Source organism: Pseudomonas brassicacearum subsp. brassicacearum (assembly GCF_008801605.1).
GTDB classification, from domain to species: domain Bacteria; phylum Pseudomonadota; class Gammaproteobacteria; order Pseudomonadales; family Pseudomonadaceae; genus Aquipseudomonas; species Aquipseudomonas brassicacearum.
The window spans coordinates 204240-225185 of sequence record NZ_VZPJ01000004.1; the positions used below are offsets into that span (position 1 = coordinate 204240).

The 20946-nt window shown below is 62.8% G+C and carries 18 protein-coding genes; 8 read left to right on the plus strand and 10 right to left on the minus strand.

Annotated features, from left to right (window positions below; all coding sequences use genetic code 11):
* Positions 1-2: 2 nt before the first annotated feature.
* Positions 3-1346, minus strand: coding sequence for a CDP-diacylglycerol--serine O-phosphatidyltransferase (gene pssA / locus F7R20_RS12005; RefSeq protein ID WP_003202029.1), 1344 nt, complete (start codon positions 1344-1346; stop codon positions 3-5).
* A 121-nt stretch (positions 1347-1467) separates the two neighbouring features.
* Here pssA and F7R20_RS12010 point away from each other — a divergent pair, with 121 nt between their 5' ends.
* From F7R20_RS12010 to F7R20_RS12025, 3 genes are all read left to right on the plus strand, one after another.
* A complete protein-coding gene (locus F7R20_RS12010) occupies positions 1468-2031 on the plus strand; it encodes a TetR/AcrR family transcriptional regulator (protein WP_003202031.1) in 564 nt (187 codons plus the stop codon).
* 36 nt (positions 2032-2067) lie between these two features.
* Complete coding sequence (locus tag F7R20_RS12015) at positions 2068-2547, plus strand: nuclear transport factor 2 family protein (RefSeq protein ID WP_003202034.1); 480 nt, start codon at positions 2068-2070, stop codon at positions 2545-2547.
* Positions 2548-2985: 438 nt separating this feature from the next.
* The gene (locus F7R20_RS12025) at positions 2986-3387 is read left to right on the plus strand and encodes a hypothetical protein (protein ID WP_003202036.1); all 402 of its coding nucleotides are present in this window, start codon (positions 2986-2988) and stop codon (positions 3385-3387) included.
* Positions 3388-3423: 36 nt separating this feature from the next.
* On the opposite strand, the gene F7R20_RS12030 is transcribed toward F7R20_RS12025, so the two are convergent.
* From F7R20_RS12030 to F7R20_RS12045, 4 genes are all read right to left on the minus strand, one after another.
* Positions 3424-5847 carry a TonB-dependent receptor gene (locus tag F7R20_RS12030; RefSeq protein ID WP_042956569.1) on the minus strand — a complete coding sequence of 808 codons (2424 nt, stop codon included), beginning with the start codon at positions 5845-5847 and terminating at the stop codon, positions 3424-3426.
* A 67-nt stretch (positions 5848-5914) separates the two neighbouring features.
* A complete protein-coding gene (locus F7R20_RS12035) occupies positions 5915-6859 on the minus strand; it encodes a FecR domain-containing protein (RefSeq protein WP_003202040.1) in 945 nt (314 codons plus the stop codon).
* Positions 6859-7368 carry a sigma-70 family RNA polymerase sigma factor gene (locus F7R20_RS12040; RefSeq protein ID WP_003202042.1) on the minus strand — a complete coding sequence of 170 codons (510 nt, stop codon included), beginning with the start codon at positions 7366-7368 and terminating at the stop codon, positions 6859-6861. Before F7R20_RS12040 ends, F7R20_RS12035 begins: the two co-directional genes overlap by 1 nt.
* A gap of 291 nt (positions 7369-7659) precedes the next feature.
* On the minus strand, positions 7660-8181 hold the full coding sequence (locus tag F7R20_RS12045) for an SgcJ/EcaC family oxidoreductase (RefSeq protein WP_003202044.1): 522 nt from the start codon (positions 8179-8181) through the stop codon (positions 7660-7662).
* 173 nt (positions 8182-8354) lie between these two features.
* On the opposite strand from F7R20_RS12045, the gene F7R20_RS12050 reads away from it, so the two are divergent.
* Genes F7R20_RS12050 through F7R20_RS12070 form a run of 5 tightly spaced genes read left to right on the plus strand, consistent with a single transcriptional unit; the run spans position 8355 to position 13906 of the window.
* The gene (locus F7R20_RS12050) at positions 8355-9539 is read left to right on the plus strand and encodes a sensor histidine kinase (protein ID WP_003202046.1); all 1185 of its coding nucleotides are present in this window, start codon (positions 8355-8357) and stop codon (positions 9537-9539) included.
* The gene (locus F7R20_RS12055) at positions 9536-10204 is read left to right on the plus strand and encodes a response regulator (protein WP_013693411.1); all 669 of its coding nucleotides are present in this window, start codon (positions 9536-9538) and stop codon (positions 10202-10204) included. The genes F7R20_RS12050 and F7R20_RS12055 overlap by 4 nt, the downstream gene beginning before the upstream one ends.
* Positions 10201-12513 (plus strand): ATP-binding protein, encoded by a 2313-nt coding sequence (locus tag F7R20_RS12060; RefSeq protein ID WP_003202050.1) that lies wholly within the window; start codon positions 10201-10203, stop codon positions 12511-12513. Before F7R20_RS12055 ends, F7R20_RS12060 begins: the two co-directional genes overlap by 4 nt.
* A complete protein-coding gene (locus F7R20_RS12065; RefSeq protein WP_003202053.1) occupies positions 12510-12977 on the plus strand; it encodes a response regulator in 468 nt (155 codons plus the stop codon). Before F7R20_RS12060 ends, F7R20_RS12065 begins: the two co-directional genes overlap by 4 nt.
* A gap of 32 nt (positions 12978-13009) precedes the next feature.
* Positions 13010-13906 (plus strand): helix-turn-helix domain-containing protein, encoded by an 897-nt coding sequence (locus F7R20_RS12070; RefSeq protein WP_003202055.1) that lies wholly within the window; start codon positions 13010-13012, stop codon positions 13904-13906.
* A 165-nt stretch (positions 13907-14071) separates the two neighbouring features.
* Here F7R20_RS12070 and F7R20_RS12080 read toward each other — a convergent pair whose 3' ends face one another.
* The 5 genes from F7R20_RS12080 to F7R20_RS12100 form a co-directional block, all read right to left on the minus strand.
* The gene (locus tag F7R20_RS12080) at positions 14072-14881 is read right to left on the minus strand and encodes an energy transducer TonB (RefSeq protein WP_003202058.1); all 810 of its coding nucleotides are present in this window, start codon (positions 14879-14881) and stop codon (positions 14072-14074) included.
* On the minus strand, positions 14878-15324 hold the full coding sequence (gene tolR / locus F7R20_RS12085; protein ID WP_003202060.1) for a protein TolR: 447 nt from the start codon (positions 15322-15324) through the stop codon (positions 14878-14880). Before tolR ends, F7R20_RS12080 begins: the two co-directional genes overlap by 4 nt.
* A gap of 13 nt (positions 15325-15337) precedes the next feature.
* Complete coding sequence (gene tolQ / locus F7R20_RS12090) at positions 15338-16045, minus strand: protein TolQ (RefSeq protein ID WP_003202062.1); 708 nt, start codon at positions 16043-16045, stop codon at positions 15338-15340.
* A 64-nt stretch (positions 16046-16109) separates the two neighbouring features.
* A complete protein-coding gene (locus F7R20_RS12095) occupies positions 16110-18026 on the minus strand; it encodes a phytase (RefSeq protein ID WP_087945364.1) in 1917 nt (638 codons plus the stop codon).
* Positions 18027-18150: 124 nt separating this feature from the next.
* Positions 18151-20673 (minus strand): TonB-dependent receptor, encoded by a 2523-nt coding sequence (locus F7R20_RS12100; protein ID WP_003202065.1) that lies wholly within the window; start codon positions 20671-20673, stop codon positions 18151-18153.
* Positions 20674-20946: the final 273 nt, after the last annotated feature.

A 20946-nucleotide genomic window follows, 5' to 3' on the forward strand; every position in this document is an offset into this window, starting at 1 on the left:
GTTCACAGGATCCGGTAAAGCAGCCGTTCTATCCGCACCCGGCTGACCCGCTTCAGGAACCTGGCCACGGCGTCGGGGTAATCCGGCAGGGTTTCCAGGTCCAGGTAACGTTCGATCCGGCGGGTGTGGCGGTAGATCTGTTCAAGCTCGGCCTGGCGCGGCGCCAGCAACTCGCCCTTGGGGTCGTCCAGCAACAGCGCGTTTTCCAGGTCCAGGCGAAAGGCCCGCGGGTTGAGGTTATTACCGGTCAGCAAGGTGTAGCGCTCGTCGATCCACATGCCCTTGAGGTGATAGGTGTTGTCCCCGTCACGCCACAGGTGCAGGTTCAATTGGCCGCTGTCGATAGCGCGCTGATGGCGTTTGGCGAAGCGCCGCAAGCTGATTTCGTAGAGGTATGGCAGCGCCGCGATGATCTTGAACGGCTCGCTTGGCGGAATGTAGAAGTCGTTGGCGGTCTTGTCGCCGACGATTATGTCGATCTTGACCCCGCGGGCCAGGGCGCGATTGAGCTCCCGGGTCACCGCCAGGGGCAGGTTGAAATACGGTGTGCAAATGGTCAGTTGCTGGCGGCTGCTGGCGATCAGTTCGCCGATCACCCGGCTCAGCGGATTGTTCTTGCCCACCCCCAGCAACGGGCTTACCGACAGGCCGCTCTTGTCGAGGCTGCCAACGCTGGTGTCATAGGTCGCGTACTTGAGGCGACTGCGCAAATCGCCGATGTCCTTGCGCAAACTGCGGGTGCTGGGCAGGTTCGGCAGATCCAGGCGGTGCACGGCCCTGGAGGTGACCAGGCCGTGCTGCACCAGGTGATGCATCGAATCGGCCAGTGCCGTGTTCTGCAGCAGGTGATAGCGGTCGTAGCGGTACTTGTCGAACTTGTGCAGGTAGACGTTATTCAGGCTGGCGCCGCTGTAGAGCACACAGTCGTCAATCACGAAGCCTTTCAAGTGCAGCACGCCGAACAGCTCGCGGGTCTGCACCGGCACGCCGTAGATCGGCACTTCGCTGGCATGGGTGCGAGTCTGCTCCTGGTACCACGCCGAGTTGCCCGGCTGCTTCTTGGCGCCGATCAGCCCGCGCTGGGCCCGCAGCCAGTCCACCACCACGACCACATCCAGTTCCGGGCGCGCGGCCTTGGCGGCATGCAAGGCATCGAGGATTTCCTGGCCGGCCTCGTCCTGTTGCAGGTACAACGCGACGATGTAGATGCGCTGGGTGGCCTGGGCGATTTTCTCCAGCAGGCAACGGCGGAATTGGGCAGCGCCATCGAGGATGGTCACCGCGTCGGCGGTCAGTGCAAAGCTGCGCAGCTTGGGCAGCAGGGAGCGTTTGAAAAGCGACGGCATAGGGCTCGCAAAAGGTCGATTCCGAAGAACGGATGAGCTTACACCATGGATGGGTTTGGGTCTTCCTGTCCTCAAGAAAAAAAGACTTGACCAAGGAGAACGATCATTCTACTTTTGTTTCATGAACGAAATCACTGGTAATGAAACACGAGACATCATCCTCGATGTCGCTGAAAAGTTGATCTATAAAAGTGGCATCGCCGCCACCGGCATGGACCTTCTGGTGAAAACCGCCGGCGTCTCCAGGAAAAGTGTCTATCGCTACTTCGCCAACAAGGACGACCTGATCGTGGCCGCCCTCAGGCGGCGGGATGAACGCTGGATGCACTGGTTCAGCACCGAGGTGGACAAGGCGCCGACCCCGACTGCACGGCTGCTCAACCTGTTCACCGTGCTCAAGGGCTGGTTCGACAGCGAAGGTTTCCGCGGCTGTGCCTTCATCAACACCAGTGGCGAAACCGGCGATCCTCAGGATCCGGTCCGCCTGGTGGCGAAGCTGCACAAACAGAAGTTGCTCGATTACATAACCCGGCTGTGCGTCGAACAAGGTGTCCAGAACCCGGACGCACTGGCCCGCCAACTGCTGATTCTGATTGACGGCGCGATTACCGTGGCGCTGGTCATGGGCGACCACAGCGCGGCTGACGACGCCCAGGACATGCTGAAGATGTTGTTACACGCCTGAGCTGTTGGACCTTGTGCAATTCATTGGAGATCCGCCATGTCTGCTTCTTCCGAAGTTCGTCCGCCGTTGCCGCCGTTCACTCGTGAATCGGCGATCGAGAAAGTTCGCCTGGCCGAAGACGGCTGGAACTCTCGTGATCCACAAAAAGTATCCCTGGCCTACACGCTGGATACTCAATGGCGTAACCGCGCCGAATTCGCCCATAACCGCGAGGAAGCCAAGGCGTTCCTGACTCGCAAATGGGCCAAGGAGCTGGATTATCGGCTGATCAAGGAGCTCTGGGCCTTCACCGATAACCGCATCGCCGTGCGCTATGCCTACGAATGGCACGACGACTCGGGCAACTGGTTCCGCTCCTACGGCAACGAAAACTGGGAGTTCGATGATCAAGGCCTGATGTACAACCGTTACGCCTGCATCAACGACATGCCGATCAAGGAAAGCGAGCGCAAGTTCCGCTGGCCGCTAGGCCGCCGGCCGGATGATCATCCGGGGTTGTCTGAGTTGGGGTTGTAACGCTTTCGACTGACCTGCCGCCATCGCGAGCAAGCTCGCTCCCACATTGGATTTTAGCGAATACACATGGTGTGTCCGACATGGAACCCCTGTGGGAGCGGGCTTGCTCGCGAAGGCGGCCTTGCAGCCGACCTGGCTCTCCCGGTCGTACACCCATCAGATCTGTGGGAGCAAAGCTTGCTCGCGAGGCGGCCTAATAGTCGACCTGGCTCTTCCGGTCGTACTCCGATCCCATTGTGGGAGCGAGCTTGCTCGCGATGACAGCGGCATATCCGACAAAGGTGCAGGCTGACTCACCGCTATCACGAGCAAACTCCCACAGCAGCGCCAGACAAGTGGCCCCTCCAACAGGCTTGACCCACATGCCGCCAGGCATCACATTGCCTGGGCCGGCGATAAGCTCGCTGTTTCGTTGTGCAGCAGATTTTTGTGGAGCCCATGACCGCGTCGATTCCGATCCGTCCCCCCTGCCCGCCCGGCGTCTGCGATTGCGGCCGTGATGCCTTGCTGCAAGCGCCTGGCAGCGACCTGCGCATCCTTTGCTTGAATCGCCAGGAAGAAAAACGCCTGCTTGAACGCCTGGAGAACATCCAGAGCCTCGACGAACTCCAGCGCCTGCAGCAACGCCTGTACGAAAACCTGGGGATCCGCCTGAGCGTCGAGCCTGGCTATAACGAAGTGCGGACCATGCGCGGCATCGCCATCGAATTCCAGGACCAGCCCGGCCTGTGCCGCAAGATTCGCCAGTCGATTCCCGCCGCCATCCGCCGTGGGCTGGAAAAACGCCCCGAAATTGCCTGGCGACTGCTGGATGCTCACGATCTGTTTCGCGACATCTGAACCCAGGCGGCTCCTTCCCTGGAGCGGCACCTGGGCCTAGAAATCCACCGTTGCGGAAAGCAGGTAGGTGCGCGGGGTCGACAACGTCAATCCGGCCTCACTGTCATCCGACGCCCCGGCCGAACTCCAGTAGCGCTTGTCTGCCACGTTTTCGATGTTGGCCCGCAGGGTGACGTTCTTCTCGTCGACCTTGAATGCGTAGCGGGCGCCGACGTCGAAGCGTTCCCAGGAATCGATTTCCTTGGTGTTGGACTGGTCCAGGTACTGCGAGCTGGAGTAGATGCCCCGGCTGGTCAGGGTCAGGCCCTGTACCGTCGGCACGTCCCATTCGGCACCGAGGTTGACGTTGTACTTCGGCGTGGCGGGGGCGCGGTTGCCATCGAAGGTGCCATTGGTGGTATGGGTCAGTTCGCTGTCGATGTACATCACGCCGCCGAGCAAACGGGTTCCCTTCAGCGGTTCGCCAAACACACTCAACTCCACGCCGGTGTTTTCTCGCTTGCCGTTCGGGCCGAAGACACGCGTCGTGGCGTCGGTCGCATAGGCCGGCTGCTTGATCCGAAACAGCGCGGCGGTGACGGCGAATGGGCCGGCATCATACTTGGCGCCCACCTCGACCTGACGGCTGATGAACGGCGGGAAAATCTCATCCTCGTTCACCGACGTCGACGGCGCGATCTTGCCCTGGCTCAGGCCTTCCATGTAGTTGGCATACAGCGACAACTTGTCCGTCGCCTTGAACAGGATGCCGCCCGACGGTGAAACCTTTTCCTCATCGTAGGCAGTGTCGCCCTTGACGTTATTCGTCCAGTCGTCAACCTTCACCCGTTGCCAGCGAGCGCCGAGGGTCAGCAGCAAGCGATCGTCGAACAGCCCCAGGGTGTCGGACAACGCCACGCCACTGAAGCGGTTCTCGGTGTAGACCTTATCGTCCTGTCGCGTCGGGTTGCTCGGCGCCGGGGTCTGCACCGGTTCATACAGGTTGCTGCGACCGTTGGCGTAACGGGCGCCGCCATTTTCGAAGTCCATGTAGAAATAGCTGGCAGCCAGGTTGACCTCATGGCTCACCGGGCCGGTATGGAACCAGTTGCGCACCCCGGCTGTGGCCGTGCGGACATTTTCGTCGCGGGTAAAGTCTCGGGGCTGGACGGTGAAGTCACCCGCGTCGTTGGTGACCGAAACGTTGTGCCGAAGGAAGTCGTGCTCGCTTTTACGCGCTCCGACACCGCCATACAGCATGACGGAATCGTTGACGTCGAATTCAGCGTTCACGGTGCCGAAGGTGTCCTTGGTGCGCGCCTTGCTCCAGGACTGGGCGTAGTTGTCGCGCACATCACTGGCGTGAGGAACCTGTGCATTGGCGCCCACCTGCACGCGTTCCTGGGGCGCGTCGGTGTTACGTTCGGTGTGGCCGATGTCCGTCGAGAATCGCAGGCGCTCACCGCGAAAATCCAGGCCCAGCACCGCCATCTCGCGGTCCACGCTCTGTTGATCCCATTCGGTGTCGCCCGCCTGCTTCACGCCATTGAAGCGAATCCCGAACTTGTCATCTTCGCCAAAGCGCCGACCGACATCCACAGCACCGCCCAGTTGGTTGTTGGAGGCATAGCTGCCGGTGAACGAGGTGATGGGCTTGTCGGTGGCACGCTTGGGCACCACATTGATCCCGCCGCCCACGCTGCCCCGCGGCGAGATACCGTTGATGAGCTGGCTCGGGCCCTTGAGGATATCGACGCGTTCGGCCATTTCCATGTCGATGGTGTAGGTCGGCAGGATGCCGTAGAGACCGTTGTACGCAACATCGCTGTTGAACAGGCTGAAACCACGAATGGTGAACTGCTCAAAGCGTCCGCCCGCCGGGTTGGTGGCGCGGACCGAGGGGTCGCTGGCGATCATGTCGCCCAAGGTGCGCGCCTGCTGGTTCTTGACCGCCGCGCTGGTGTAGGTGGTCATGCTGAACGGTGTTTCCATGAAATCCCGCGAGCCCAGCAAGCCTTGCGAACCACGGCGAGCAACCTGGCCACCGGCATACGCCGGGCTGTCCGTCGACGTCGTGGCGCCTAGAATCGAGGTGGGTGCCAGTTGCAGGCTGCCGCCTTCCGGTGCCGGCGTCAGGATATAGGCCTGCTCACCCACCGCTTGCAATTGCAGGCCCGAACCCGACAACAGCCGGGCAAACCCCTCCTCTACGCCAAACTCACCCGAAAGCCCGGCGCTGTTGCGACCACTTACCAGGGCCGGATCCACCGACAGGTTGACGCCCGCCAGCCCGGCAAACCGGGCCAACGCTGCGCCGAGGCTGCCGGCCGGCACCTGATAGCTGCGCCGGTCGGTTTCTTCGGCCAGGCTCGATGAGATAAAGAATGGGCTGGCGCTCAAGCTCAGCATGAGGCTCAGGTTCAACAGCGGACGCCAGCCGGCAAAGGCCGGGCGCAAACGCAAAGGTGCAACTGCGGACATTGGAAAGCGCTCTCATTTTTGTTCAGTTGCCTTGAATGACAAGCGAGACAAAAAAAGGGGACAGGCATCAGGCCATATTTTTGCGAAGCGTCAACGTGACCCAGTAGCGAGTGCGCATGTGCACGTCCAGCGGTAGGCTGGCCGCAAGCAGCGTGAGGATTCGGTCGGTGTTGTCCAAGCGGAAGCTGCCAGTGATTCGCAGGGCTTCCAGGGTTTCGTCCCAACGCAACACCCCGGGGCGATAGCGGCTCAGTTCCCGCAGGAAATGCCCCAGCGGCTGGTCCTGCGCAACCAATACGCCGTCACGCCAACCCAGCTGCGCCACGTCGAACGCCTTCACTGGCCCCGCGCCTGAATCCTGGATGTTGACCTGCTGGCCCGCTTCCAAGCTCAGCAATGGCCCGCGCAGGGGTTGCAGTTGTGCCGAGCCGCTGACCACCGCCACCCGGCAATCGCCCTCGCCCAAGTGCAGGCAGACCTCGCCACGAGTGATGGTGATGAGTCCATAGGGTGATTGAACGGACAGCGGCGTGCTCCCGGCAAGCCTGAGGGCCATTTCGCCGCGCACCAACACCAGGCGTCGCGCCTTGAGGTCCAGGTCGACGGCGCTGTCGGTGTTCAGTTGCAGCGCACTGCCATCGACCAGCGACCAGCGCCGTTGCTCGCCCGTGGCAGTGTGCAAATCAGCGCGCCAGGCCTCCAACGGCAGCTCTCGCCCCAGCAGCCAAGCGGTCGGGACCAATGCGGCGACGCCCAATGCGCGCTTGAGCACCTCGCGCCGAGCCAGCACTGGGCGGTCCAGGGTTGCCATGCCCAGGGACGCGGGCACCCCGGCAAAACGCTGGCGCAATCGCTGGGCCTTCTGCCAGGCCGCCTCGTGATGATCGCTGCTGTCGCGCCAGCGTTGCAGGGCCGCCGAGTCGAACGCATTCCCGTCGAACTCCATCAGGGTCAACCAGCGAGCCGCCGCCCGTGCCGCTTCGCGGGCTTCGGGTGATGGGGTCGAGCGCATCAGAAGTCCACCAACAGGCAATGTTCATAGGCCTGGGCCATGTAGCGTTTCACGGTGCGTTCGGACACTTGCAGGCGTTCGGCGATCTCGCGATAACCCAGGCCTTCAAGTTGGCTCCAGAGAAAAGCCCGCCGCACCAGGGGCGGCAGGCCATCGAGCAGTTCGTCCAGGGCTTGCAGGGTTTCCAGCAGCAGCCAGCGTTGCTCTGGCGACGGTGCGCAGGCTTCAGGCAGGCTCGCCAGAGCGTCGAGATACGCCTGTTCCAGATTGCGCCGGGTGTAGAAGTTGCTCAGCAGGCGTTTGCCAACGGTCAGCAGATAAGCCCGGGGTTCTTGCAGGTCAGCCAAGGTCTGGGAACTGGAAAGCACCCGCAGGAAGGTATCCTGGCGCAGGTCCGCCGCATCCCAGGCATTGCCCATGCGCCGCCGCAGCCAGCCTTCCAGCCAGCTACCGTGGTCACGGTACAACGCATGGAGGGAATGCTCCGTCGGCGTAACTGCATCACACATGTCCAGAAGCCTGCGCAAAGTCTTAAATGAGACTGATTCTAATTAATGTTCGCGCGTTAATCCAAGCTCTTTGTACAAAGTGTGTCTAAACACGGGGATGGAATTGATAGAGGGCCCTGTGGGAGCGAGCTTGCTCGCGATGGCGGTGCGTCAGAAACATCGATGCTGACTGATACTCCGCTATCGCGAGCAAGCTTTGCTCCCACAGAGCTGATGGTGTACGACTGCGAGAGTCAGGCCGCCTCGCGAGCAACCTCGCTCCCACAGGCAGGTCTTTAGCGAGCAGGGCTATCAGTGGCTGGCGTGCAAGGTCTTCGGCACCTCAGGCATGGCCGATGAGTGATGGTTGATGATCTTCCACTGGCCATCAAGGCGCTCATAGAGGAAGGTGTAGCGCGCCTGGACCTCGCGCTTGGAACCGTCGGCCTGTGTGAGCGTGAAGGTATAGACACCACTGTCCATCGCCGCATCGGGGCCCAGATGGCGGATCTCCCGATAGTTGATTTGCCCCACCGGTTTGCCGGCCAGGAAATGCTCGAAATAATCCTGGATCTGCGCCGACGTGTTGCGCACCTTGTTGGAAACAGTCGGTTGCAAAATCGCATCCGGGGCATAGAGGCCGGTCACGGCGGTGGCGCTACCGGTTTGCAGCGCGGCGTTCCAGCGGTCGAACAGTGCCGCGATCTCGCGGTCATTCACATTCTTGGGCTGCTCGGCCACTGTGCGATACACATAAGGCGTAGCCTCAAGCGCCTGGACAAGCGGCGCGGCCAGCAGGAATAAAGCAGCGATGGCGCAGGTTTTCATTTTCATCAACGTGGTCCTTTGGGTTTCAATGGGTCCACTTTGCCGGCCTTCCCTGCCTTCGCCATCGGCCAACCGGTGCCAATCGCCTATGCCGTTCGGCAGATAGGCTCGGTGCCGGTGACACGTTCTAATGACGCCATCGCGAACCGGACCGGTCCTCTTCCACGCTGGAGTTCCCCATGCAAAGCCCACCCCATGACCCCGGCAGTGCCCTGGCCATCCGCAGCCAATATCGCCAGTCGCAAAGTCGTGCCGCACGCCTGGGCCTGCTGCTGGGCACCGGCCATGAACTGACGCAGTTGCCCCTGTTGGCCATGCGCCAGCGTGCGCTGCAACGGGCGTGCGCGTTCATGGCCATGGACCATGGCCTGCTACTGGAGTGGGCGCCGGACCAGCCGTTGCGCACCCTCGCCAGCCACGGCAGCGCGGAACGACTCGAGCTGCTCGCCAACCTGGCCCAGCCACAAATGCCCGGCCCACAATGGCTGGAATCGCCCGGCAGCGCCCTGCCCCAGGTCTTGCGGGTACCGTTGCGTGCCTCCGACGGCGTAGAGTTCGGGGCGTTGTTGCTGGGCAACAGCGTGGCCCTCGGCGCGCCGGACAACGAAGACATCGAATCACTGCAATTGCTCGCGACGCTGTTGGCGGCACACCTGGAGAACAGCCGTCTGCTCGAAGCGCTCCAGGCCCGCGAACGGACCATGTCCGAGTTGGTCCACCGCTTGTTCAGCGCCCAGGAAGACGAACGCAAGCGCGTGGCCTACGACCTGCACGACGGCCTGGCGCAGAATCTCGCCGGTTTGCATCAGCGCTTGCAGGGCTTCGCCGGTCGCTGCCCGTCGCTACCGCCTGCACTGGCGAACGAGCTGCAAAGCATCCTCGACCTGGCCCAAGGCTGCGTCGGCGAAGGCCGGCAACTGATCAGCGGCCTGCGCCCCCACGTACTGGATGATTTCGGCCTGTACAAAGCCGTCGACAAGGAGGCCGATCGCCTGCGCGACGCCGGCCTGACGGTGAACTGGGCCGAACACAGCACCGCGCGCCTGCCGGGCAACACGGAGATCGCCCTGTTTCGCATTGCCCAGGAAGGCATCAACAACATTCTCAAGCACGCCCAGGCCAGCCATGTGCAGTTGGGGTTGGCGGTGGACGATGGCCACGCTTGCCTGCGAGTGGAGGACGATGGCCGTGGCTTTGCCCTGGAACAGCCCATCGAGACCAACGGCAGCTGCCACCTGGGGCTGGCCGCCATGCAGGAGCGCGCGCACTTGCTGGACGGTCACCTGAGCTGTTGCAGCCAGCCCGGTGGCGGCACCCGACTGCTGGCCAGCGTGCCGCTACCGGCCCACGGAGGACAACCATGAACCGACCTTTGCGCCTGCTGCTGGCCGATGACCACGAAGTCACCCGCACCGGGTTTATCAGCATGCTCGCCGGCAACCCGGGATTCGAGGTCGTTGGCCAGGCCCGCGACGGCCAGGAAGCCCTCGACCTGTGCGAGCGGCTACAGCCGGACATCGCGATTCTCGACATCCGCATGCCCGTCCTCAACGGTTTGGGCGCGGCGCGGATCCTGCAGCAGCGCCAGCCCGGAATCAAAGTCGTGATCTTCACCATGGATGACAGCCCCGACCACCTCGAAGCCGCCATCGGTGCGGGCGCGGTCGGCTATCTGCTCAAGGACGCCAGCCGCGATGAAGTGCTCGACGCCCTCAAACGGGTCGCCCAGGGCGAAGAGGCGTTGAACAGTTCGGTCAGCGCGCGCCTGCTGCGCCGCATGACCGAACGCGGTGCGAATGGTGCCACTCAAGTCCAGGCCCTGACCGCCCGGGAACGCCAGGTCCTGGGGCTGGTGGCCGGCGGTTTCAGCAACCGTGAAATCGGCGAGAAGCTGGGCATCGCACCCGGCACGGCCAAGGCCCACGTAGAGCGTGTCATCGGCAAACTGGGCGCCGCCGACCGGACCCAGGCCGCCGTGCGCGGCGTTGCCCTGGGCCTGGTGGCGCAACCTGCCGGGCAATGGCCATGAGGTTTCTCGCCGCCCGCCGCTGGGCCGACCTGCCCTTGCGCGGCAAGGCCCTGGTGGTGATCTCCCTGCCCCTGGTGGTCCTGCTGCTGTCGCTGGTGCTGATCTATATCACCGAACGCCAGACCGCCCGGGCCGAAGAGGATGTGCGTCGGGTGCTGCTGGTCCAGGGTGATATCCAGACAGTCCATACCCTGCTGGCCGAGGCAGCGGCCAGCGTGCGCGGCTACCTGCTGACCCGCCGCGAAGATTTCCTGCCCAGCTACGAGCAGGCTACGCCACTGATCCACGCCGCGTTGCAGCGCCTGGACCACAACATTCGCGACGCCAGGATGCGCGAACACCTAAAGACCATCACTCCGCTGATCGCCGACAAACTCGACGGTTTGCTTGCGCTGCGCAATGGCAAGCGCGACGACCCCGAGGCCATCACCGCGATCCTGATCGAAAACAAACAGGTGCTGGACGTATTGCGCGAGCAGATCAGCGCCATGCGCATACGCGAGGACGCCCTGCTCGCCGACCGCAGCGCCGCCGCCTCGGCCACGCGCATGCGCCTGTTGTTCGCCACCTTGCTGGCGGCGGTGTGCGGGCTGCTGGGGGCGATTGTCGCGGTGCTGTTCCTGTCCAAGGGCATTGTCGCCCGGGTCCAGCAGGTGCAAGGCAACGCCCAGCGCCTGGCATTGGGCCAACCCTTGTTGCCACAACCGCCGGAGCAGGACGAAATCGGCCAACTCGGCACGCGCCTGGTGGAGGCCGGGCAGTTGCTCGCCGAACGCGAGCGGGCCCTGCGCGATAACGAGGAGCGCTTGCGGCTGATCATCGATGGCGTGAAGGACTACGGGATCTTCGCCCTGGATGCCCAAGGCTACGTCACCACCTGGAACGCTGGCGCGGAACGGATCAAGGGCTACACCGAGCAGGAAATCCTCGGCCGGCATTTTTCCCTGTTCTACCTGGCCGAAGAGTGCCCGGCGCACCCGGAGATGGCCCTGCGCGAAGCCACCCGCGACGGTCATTACATGGAAGAAGGCTGGCGTTGCCGCAAGGACGGCAGCCGCTTCTGGGCCAGCGTGGTCATCACTGCGCAATACGATGGCACCGGCGCCCTGCGCGGTTTCTCCAAGATCACCCGCGACATCACCGACCGACGCGCTGCCGAGATCGCCCTGCGCACCGCCCGGGAAGAAGCCGAAAGCGCCAGCCGAGCCAAGAGCGAGTTTCTCTCGCGCATGAGCCACGAACTGCGCACGCCACTGAACGCCATCCTCGGTTTCGCTCAATTGCTGGACATGGACTCCACCGCCGGCCAACGCCCTCAGGTCAGCCACATCCTGCGGGCCGGCCAGCACTTGCTGGCGTTGATCAACGAAGTGCTGGACATTGCCCGGATCGAGGCCGGGCGCCTGCCGCTGAACATCGAACCGATCGCCCTGTCGACGGTGCTGCACGAAGCCCTGACCTTGGTTTCACCGATGGCCGCCGACGCCGGGATCCACTTGGCCGAGCTGCCAGCGCTGCCTGACGACAGCGGCGTGCTCGCGGACCGCCAGCGCCTGGTGCAAGTGCTGCTCAACCTGCTGTCCAACGCCATCAAGTACAACCGGCCCGGCGGTGAGGTGCGCATCGAAGTCAGCGTCCAGGCCCATCAGGTAAGCATCGCCGTCAACGACACCGGCCATGGCATTGCCCCGGAACAGCTGGACCAACTGTTCAAGCCTTTCGAACGCCTGGGCGCCGATCCTCAGGTCGAAGGCACTGGCCTGGGGTTGTCATTGAGCAAGAGCCTGCTGGAAATGATGCAGGGCAACCTGCAGGTCCACAGCGAACCCGGACACGGCTGCTGTTTCACCCTGCAACTGCCCGGCACCCAGGTGGTTGGCGCGCATTTGCCACCCATAGCCGCCCTGGCGGTGACGCGTTCGCCTGTGGACTATCACGGCAAAGTCCTGTGCATCGAAGACAACCTGTCGAGCCTGGCGCTGATCGAAACCCTGATGCAACGCCGGCCTGGCATCCAGTTATTGTCGAGCATGCAAGGCCAGATGGGCCTGGACCTCGCTCGCCAGCACACCCCGCAACTGATCCTGCTGGACGTCAGCCTGCCGGACCTCGAAGGCCTGGAAGTCTTGCGGCGCCTGCGCCAATCCCCGGCCACTGCCGCCACGCCCGTGCTGATGATCACCGCCGATGCCAGCGACCTGACCCACCGCGCCCTGCGTGACGCCGGCGCCACGGCGATCCTGACCAAACCTATTCATATCCAGGCCTTCCTGGGCCACCTCGAGCACTATCTACCGGAGCCCGCATGAATCGCGACTTGCGCATTCTGATCGTCGACGATCAGCGCCCCAACCTGGACCTGATGGAACAACTGCTGGCCCGCGAAGGGTTGCACAACGTGTTGAGCAGCACCGAACCGTTGCGCACGCTCGATCTGTTCAACAGCTTCGAGCCGGACCTGGTCATCCTCGACCTGCACATGCCGGCGTTCGACGGCTTTGCCGTGCTCGAACAACTCAACCGGCGGATCCCGGCCAATGACTACCTGCCGATCCTGGTGCTGACTGCCGACGCGACCCGAGACACGCGCCTGCGGGCCCTGGCCCTCGGCGCCCGGGATTTCATCAGCAAACCCCTGGACGCGCTGGAAACCATGCTGCGCATCTGGAACCTGCTGGAAACCCGTGCGCTCTATAAGGCGTTGCGCGAGTTGATTCCGTCCCAGCAGATCGAACTGTTGCGCCAGCACCGTCCCGCCGCCGGCCCGTCTTGACCTGGCGGCCGTTCCATCAAGGCATTCGATGCATGAAAGTCACTGAACGAACATCGGCAACCGGCCTGCAGGCACACATTCGCGGCGAGCGCCTGGCGACGTCCGACGGCGTATCGGCCAAGGAAATCCTGGTCGAGATCTTTGTCCGTGAGCGCAGCGAAGCACACATCGTCGTGCCGGCGGTGGCCGAACCGTTGCTCGTCTGGGTGTTGTCCGGGGAAGCCATCGTCGAGGAGCGCGTTGCCAACGAGGCGTGGGAAACGAATACCGTGGTCACTGGAGATTTTTTCCTGACCACATCCCCGGTTCCTTATGAGATGCGCTGGCAAGTGACCAGCCGCGAGCCATTTGTGGTCATGCATCTGTACCTGGGGTTGGCGTTATTGGAGCGCGCCATTGCCGAAACCGGTGGCAGCCGCGCGATCCAGCTGCGGGAAGTCTCTGGCGGGCGGGATGAAGCACTTTCAGCCTTGCTTGAACAGATTCGGGCGGAATTGACCCGGCGCGGTGAAACCAGTGCCTTGCTGATCCAGGGCGTGGCGCAATGTGTGGCGGTGCACCTGGCGCGGCATTACCTGGATGCCAATGCCGACGACATGTCCGGACGTAACGCCCTGCCCGCTTTCAAGCTCAAGCGGGTGATCCAGTTGATGGAACAACACCTGGCCGCCCCCTTCAGCCTCGGTGACCTGGCCCAGGCCATCGGCATGAGCGAATACCACTTCAGCCGCTTGTTCAAGCGCGCCACCGGGCGTTCACCTTCGCAGTACTTCATCCAGCTGAGAATGGCCCGGGCCCGGCAACTGCTGCTGGAAACCGAACGCAGCATCATCGATATCGGCCTGGAGGTTGGCTATGGCAGCGCCAGCCATTTCTCCCAGATCTTCCGCCGTGAAGTGGGCGTGGCGCCGAGTCATTACCGCAAGTAAAACCCCTTTCGGCTGGCTGATCGTGGCTGATCGTTCCCACGCTCTGCGTGGGAATGCATCCCGTGACGCTCTGCGTCACATCCAGAAGCGGAACGCGGAGCGTCCCTGGCGGCATTCCCACGCAGAGCGTGGGAACGATCGACACTGACTACTGTGGGCATGTTCTCATTTGATCCGGTAGTGAAAAGTATTGCGCACTGCCGGCACCGTCACTGCCTTGCCATCGATGATTCGCGGCTGATAACGAAACGTCTGGGCAGCGGCCAGGGACGGTCGGATGAACAATGGGTGGCAACCGTCGAGCACCTTGGGGTTATCGATCCGCCCGTCCGGCGTCACGCTGTATTCCACGGTGCAATCGCCTTCCAGGCCCTTGTCCAGGGCGCGTTGCGGATAGTCCGGGGCTTGCTTGCTCAGCGGTTGGTAGCTGCGGCTGTCGGCGGCGGCCTGGCGCGCCTGCTCGGCTTGGCGTTGTTCGGCGAGTGCTTGTGCCTGCCGGACCTGCCGCTGTTGTTCGGCGGCCTGCTGCTCGGCGTCTTGCCTGCGTCGTTCGCTTTCCTGGCGTTCACGCTGCTGTTGGGCCTGTTGCTCGCGCTTTTGCTCCTCGACCCGTTTGCGGGCCAGGGCCGCCTGTTCCAGTTTCTGCGCCTGGACACGCGGGTCGACAACCGGCTGGGTGGGCGCGGGACGCGGCGCTTCTACCGGCGCCGAGGTCGGCTCGACCGATGGCGGTGCAACAGGCGCGACAGGAACCGGGACAAGGGCTTCGGGCGCTGGCGGCAGCATCACCAGTTGCGTGTGCAACACCCTGGGCGTCTCGGCGGCTGGCTTCTCCACGCTCCACCCCAGCACCAACAACGCCACCACACCCGCGTGCAGGGCCACGGCGAGCCCCGCCGCCAGGCTGTTTTTCCAAAAGCGACGGCCCAGCGCAGGTACGCTCAAGGAGGGACTGTCCATGATCATCGCCGTCATTGCGGCGCCTCGGTCACCAGCCCCAGGTTGCTCACGCCGCCCTGTTGCAACGCGGCCATGGCTGCAACGACCCGACCGTAATCGGCATGCGCGTCGGCACGGATGTACACCTGGGTATCGCTGCGCTCGGCGACGACCTGCGCCACCTTGGCGCGCATCTGCTCCAGGTCCACGGCGCTGTCGGTCTGGTGGTGGGTGTCCAGCTCACCGCCCAGGTTCCAGTAGTAACCGCCCTCGGCCTTGACCGACAGGGTGAGGATTTGCTGGCGACGGTCGTTGGCCAGTGCTTCGCTGGCGACCTTGGGCAGTTCGATCTTCACCCCCTGGGTCAGCATCGGTGCGGTGACCATGAAAATCACCAGCAGCACCAACATCACGTCGATGTACGGCACCACGTTCATTTCGGCCTTGGGACCGTGCTTGCGTTGTGGCTTGACGAGCATCTGCCCTCTCCTTTCAAGCGGCCGAGGCCAGGTTCACCGGGGCACCGTGCAGCTTGCGGTGCAGACGCGCCTGCAGCTCGTTGCCAAAGGCGTAGTACCGGGTCAGCAGGGTCTGGCCGCGAGCGGCAAAACGGTTATAGGCAATGACCGCCGGGATTGCCGCGAACAGGCCGATGGCCGTGGCGATCAACGCTTCGGCAATGCCCGGCGCCACAGTGGAAAGGCTGGCCTGTTGCACTTGGGACAGGCCGATAAAGGCATTCATGATCCCCCAGACGGTGCCGAACAAACCGATGTAGGGGCTGACCGAACCGACGGTGGCGAGAAACTGCAGGCCTTTTTCCAGCTGTATTTCCTGTTCGCTGATCGCCACTTGCAGCGCGCGCTCGACACCTTCAAGCACCACTTGCGGCGTGCTTGAAGGTTGGTTGAGCTGAGTGAAGGCCAGCACACCCGCCTGGAAAATCGGCGTGACACCACCGTCGTCTTCGCGGACCTGTGCGTGTTCCCGATACAGGGGTAGCAGATCCTGGGTGCCGCGAAAGCGCTGCATGAAACCGTTGAGCTGGCGTTCGTTGCGTTGCAGTACGGCGCTGCGCTGGATGATCAAATACCAGCTCAATAGCGAGGCCAGCAGCAACGTGAGCATGACCGCCTTGACCAGCAGACTCGCGTCACTGATCAGGCCCCAGATCGTCATGTGTTCCAGAGTGGCTTGCATGGTTGAAACTCCTGTCTGGCGGTTATTCGATGAAATGTTCGTGACCGGTTGATGACGGCGTCGCTCAAGGCAGGCGCAGCGCTTTCGCCACGTCGGCCCAGGGCACGAACTTGAAGTTCTGGGTCTGCTCGGGCATGCGCTTGCGGCCGTCCTGGACCACCAGCATGCCCTGGCTCCAAGGCCCGCCGAGGTTCACCGAGGTCACCTCCAAGCCATCGGTTTGCGACGCGCCATCGATGCCCGCGGCCGCGTTCAGACCGACCCGGAAGGCGCCGCGCACGGCATAGGGAGGCTCGGCATCGAGCACCAGGTAACTGTCGTTGCCCTGGCTGGAGATCACCAGGTAGTCGTGGCCGCTGGCCTGGTACAAGGCCATGCCCTCGACGTCAGCGTGCAACGACGGGCCAACCTTGATCACACTGTTCAAGGTCGCCGGTTGGTCGGCCCGGGCATCCACTGCCCAGACGCCGACGTCCTCTTCACCGAGAAACAAGCGTTGGCGCTGCTCGTCGGCGACACAACCTTCAGGCTGGCTGTCGACGCTGAACTGACGCACCAACTGGCCTTCCACCACGCCGTCCGGCGCGCTCAGGCGGTACTGCACGAAGCGCCCGTCCTTGCCGTTGGCGAAGGCATACAGTTCGCCTTCAGCAGGCTGGAACAGGCAGATGCCGTAGATTTCCTTCAATGACGTCGCAATCTCACCGGCTTCGCGCAACTCGCCGCTGGTGCGGTCGATGCTGAACAGGCTCAAGCTGTTGCGATCTCGGTTGCTGGCCACGGCCAGATCGACGGTTTGCGTGCCCAGCTTGAAGTTCGCCCGCACATCGACGTTATTCAGGCGCCCGACCGCCAGTTCCTGCAGCAACTTGCCTTGCAGGTCATAGGCCAGCAGGCCTTGCTTCTTGTTGGTGCCCAGCACCCGGCTCAGCCCGGGCGTCGTCGGATGCACCCAGATCGCCGGGTCATCGGCGGCGTCGCCCTGGCGGGCCACCGGTTCGCTCTGGACGATGGCAGCCACAGTGGGCAGTACCGGCGGCAAAGGCGCTGGCGTGGGTTTCCAGCTGATTTCGCCTTGGTACAGGTGTCCGTTGTCATCGTCGCGCAGCAGCACTTCAATGCCATTTTTCGTCAGCCGCGCCGCGAGATTTTCCGGTTCCTTCAGGCCCGCCAACGGCAGATTGGCTTTGGCGCTCCAACTCTCGTCCTGTTGCTGGTACACATGCAGTTGCGCCGCTTCCGGGTCCAGCCCCAACAGGCCGCCCGGCAGCACGGCCATGGCCCCGGCGCTTTGCTGGAGGTCGCCAAACGGCGCACGCATCGCCACGGGTACCCGCACGGTCTCGGCCTCTGAGGATGCCGGATAGGCCCACCAACCCACCCGCTCCTCGTTGACGAACAATTGATTGGCGCTGTCCTGCACCTGGCAGGTCTTGGCGTCAGGCGGCAATGGCAAGCCGCGCACCCGTTGCGCGCTGTCGCTCAGGCGCTCGCCATTGCCTACCAACCATTGCTCGCCCTTGCCCTCCTCGCCGACCAGGAACACAAACAGGTTGCTCGCCTCGTCGCGATACAGGCACAGTCCGTTGACCGGGAAATCCCGCGTGGGCAGGTACAACGGCACGCCCCACTGACGGTTTTGTGGGTCGAGGCTGACCACCAGGGCTTGCTGACGCGTGCTGTCGAGGCTGGCGACCAACGCGTTCGCGCCTTGGGCACGGCTATCGAGACCTTCAAAGGTGCCCTCCAGGCGTGTCAGTTCGCGACCTTGGGCATCGAGCAAGAACAAACCTTCGCGGGCACTGGCCAGTCGCTCGGTCGTCGAAGTGCCAGGCAGGAATGCCAGGGCGTTGATCGACAGTTGCTCGGCTTGAGACCAGGGTTGCAGCTTTAGCTTGGGCGCTGGGTCAGCCGCCAGGGTGGCGGCTGATGCCAGGCTGATCGCCATCGCCAACAGGTAGCGCTTGGGTAAGAAAAACATCGTGTTCAACGGGAAAATCCTTGTCGTTCAGTCAGGCTCAAACGGGCTTGTTGCTCACTTCTATGGCCAGGGAACTCATCTGTGGGAGCAAAGTCCCCTTGCCAAAAGTGATCAGGCACGCGATTCAGAAATGGGTAAAGGTCAGCCCCAGCTTGTAGGTCGGGCCGTACTCTTCGTACTGGCCGTTGTAGGAGCGGTGGCCGGTGTAGACGAAATACGGCTCGTCGGTGAGGTTCTGGGCTTCCAGGCTCACTTGCAGGTTTTTGGTCAGCGAATAACGCGCGCTGAAGTCGACGAAGGTCTGGGCGTCGACGTGCAGGTCATGGTCGCGGTCGCTGATGGACGCCAGCTCGAACAGGTACGCGGACTTGTAGTTGGCCGACAGACGTAGGCTCAGCTTGTCGTTTTCCCAACCCAACATCAGGTTGCCGACCGTGTCCGACTGGTTCGGCAAGTCGATGCTGCGCTTGCGCTGGGTACCACTGGCTTGGTCGAAGCCTTCGATCTCGGCGTCCGAACGACTGAAGGTGGTGTTGGCGCCGAGCAGCAGGCCGTTCCAAGGTGCCGGCAGCCAGTCGAATTTTTGTGAATAGGCCAATTCCAGGCCATACAGCTTGGCGCTGTCGCCGTTGGCGTAGCTGTGGGCTTCTGAAAAATCGGTCCAGGCACCGGTGCCGGCCAGATCGGTGTTGTAGACGAAGTTCTTGATGTCCTTGTAGAACACGAAGGCCGAGACCGTGCCGGCGTGGCCCATGAAGTGCTCGATGCCCAGGTCCAGGTTGCTCGATTCCAGCGGCTTGAGCTCCGGGTTGCCGAACGTCGCCTCGTCATCGTCGATGACAAAACCCGGCGCCAATTGCCCGAAGGTCGGACGCACCACGGATTTGGTCCAGGCCGCACGCACCTGGGTGTTCTTGTCCAGCTGATAGCGCGCGTGCAGGCCCGGCAACCAGTGGTGATACTTGCGACGGGTCTCGGTGTCGGTGAATACGCCGTCGGTGGCGCCGGTGCCCTTGGCTTCGAACTCGGTGCCTTCGTAGCGCATGCCGGCGATGAAGCGCCAGTCATCTATATCGACGGTGTTCATCAGGTATCCGGCGTTGATGTCCTCGCTCATCTTGAAGTCGTTGACTCGCGACTCCTGCTCGTCAAAAAACTCATCGCGATTCAGACCGCCGAGCAACTGCTTGATCGCGTCGGCGCTGATGCCCGGGCCGAAGCGGCCGAGGCGATAGTCCACGTTGCCTTTCTGGAACTGCCCAAGGTTCAACTGCTCGTCGGTAAACCCCAAGTCGTCGAAATCCTTGTAGACCCAGGCATTGAGGTCGTTGTCCTTGTTACGTCGGCTGACTTTGCCACCGAACTTGACCTGGGACGCATAGCCACGCAGGTCATAGTCCCGGGCCAGGTCCAGGCGCAGGTTTTTCTCGGTGTCGGTGGTCTTCTGTTCTTCCCAATCCACCTTGTCGAGGCTGAAGTTGGCCGGATCGTAGAACCCCGAGCCGATGATCGGCCGCGGTTTGTCGCTGTCGTAGAAGCCGCCGTTGAAACCGTCGATGCCTTCGAAAGTGGCGCCGGCGATGTGACCGGGGCTGTCTTCGCTGGATTGGCTATAACCGCCCTGGCCACTCAGGGTCCAGAGCCCGAACATGCGTTCGCCACCGAGCACGTAGGATTGGATTTCCTGGGTTTCTTCACGTTGCTTGAGTTTGCGCTTGCCCTCGGCATCCCCCAGTTCACCGGCGGCTTGCGGGTCTTCGAAGGCAATGCTGGCGGCGTTGCGGGTTTCACTGTCCTTGTAGCGGCTGTACAGCGTGCGCAGGTAATAGCTGCTGAAGTCATCGGGCTTGTAGTCGAAGTTCAACCCGCCACCGGCACGCTCGCGACGGATGTCGTAGTCGCGCTGTTCGAACTCTTCGAGGCGCGAGCCTTGCTCGAAATCCCAGGCGCCGCCGGTTTCGACATTATCTGAACCGAAGTCACGCTTCTGCCAGCTCAGCGCCGCAGCCACGCCGAAATTGTCGATGCCGTCGCCGAGGCTGAAACGATCACTGATGGCGCCGGAGAATTTCGGGCTGGTCTGGCTGGTGTTCTTGTCATAGCTGGCTTCGCTGCTGCCGGTGTAGAACAGGCCCTTGTGGTCGAAGGCCGAGAGGCTTTTGACGTCCACCGTACCGCCCAGGGAATTGGCGTCCATGTCCGGCGTCAGGGTCTTGATCACCGACAACGATTGCACCAGCTCCGAAGGCAGCACATCCAGGGCAACGGCCCGGCGTTCGCTCTCCGGGGCTGGCACCAGCGTACCGTTGATGGTCACGCTGTTGAGGTCCGGTCCCAGGCCGCGCACGCTGACAAACCGGCCTTCGCCCTGGTCGCGCTCGACGCTGACACCGGGCAGGCGCTGCACCGCTTCGGCGACGTTTTCATCCGGCAACTGCGCCACGCCGTCTGCATGCACCACGCTCTTGATGCTGTCGGCGCTGCGCTGTTCCTTGAGGGCCTGATCGATACTGGCCGCCTGGCCGACCACTTCAACGTGTTCAGTGGCCGCCTGCTCGGCGGCGCTCAGTCGCTCACTGGCAATGGCCATCGCCAATGCGGTGAACGTGAAACCGACGAGCCCGGCAGTGCTTGTGCGGTGATACATGGTGGTCCTCCCCAGGAATCCGGAAATCCGCCAGGCAATGGCCCGGCAACTGGGAGGGCACGCTAGGGGTGGGGAATGACGGTTCTGTGACAGGGTTTGGCTACAGGGGCTGCAATCGGCTGATTTAGGGGGGCTGGAGAACCGGAATGAGCTGAAATGACCTGTTTTACAGGTTCAGGGAATCTGAAGGGCGAAGGAATTTGGCGAAACGTCGCACCGCTGTGGGAGCAAAGCTTGCTCGCGATGCAGGCGCCTCGATTCCCTGAAAAACCG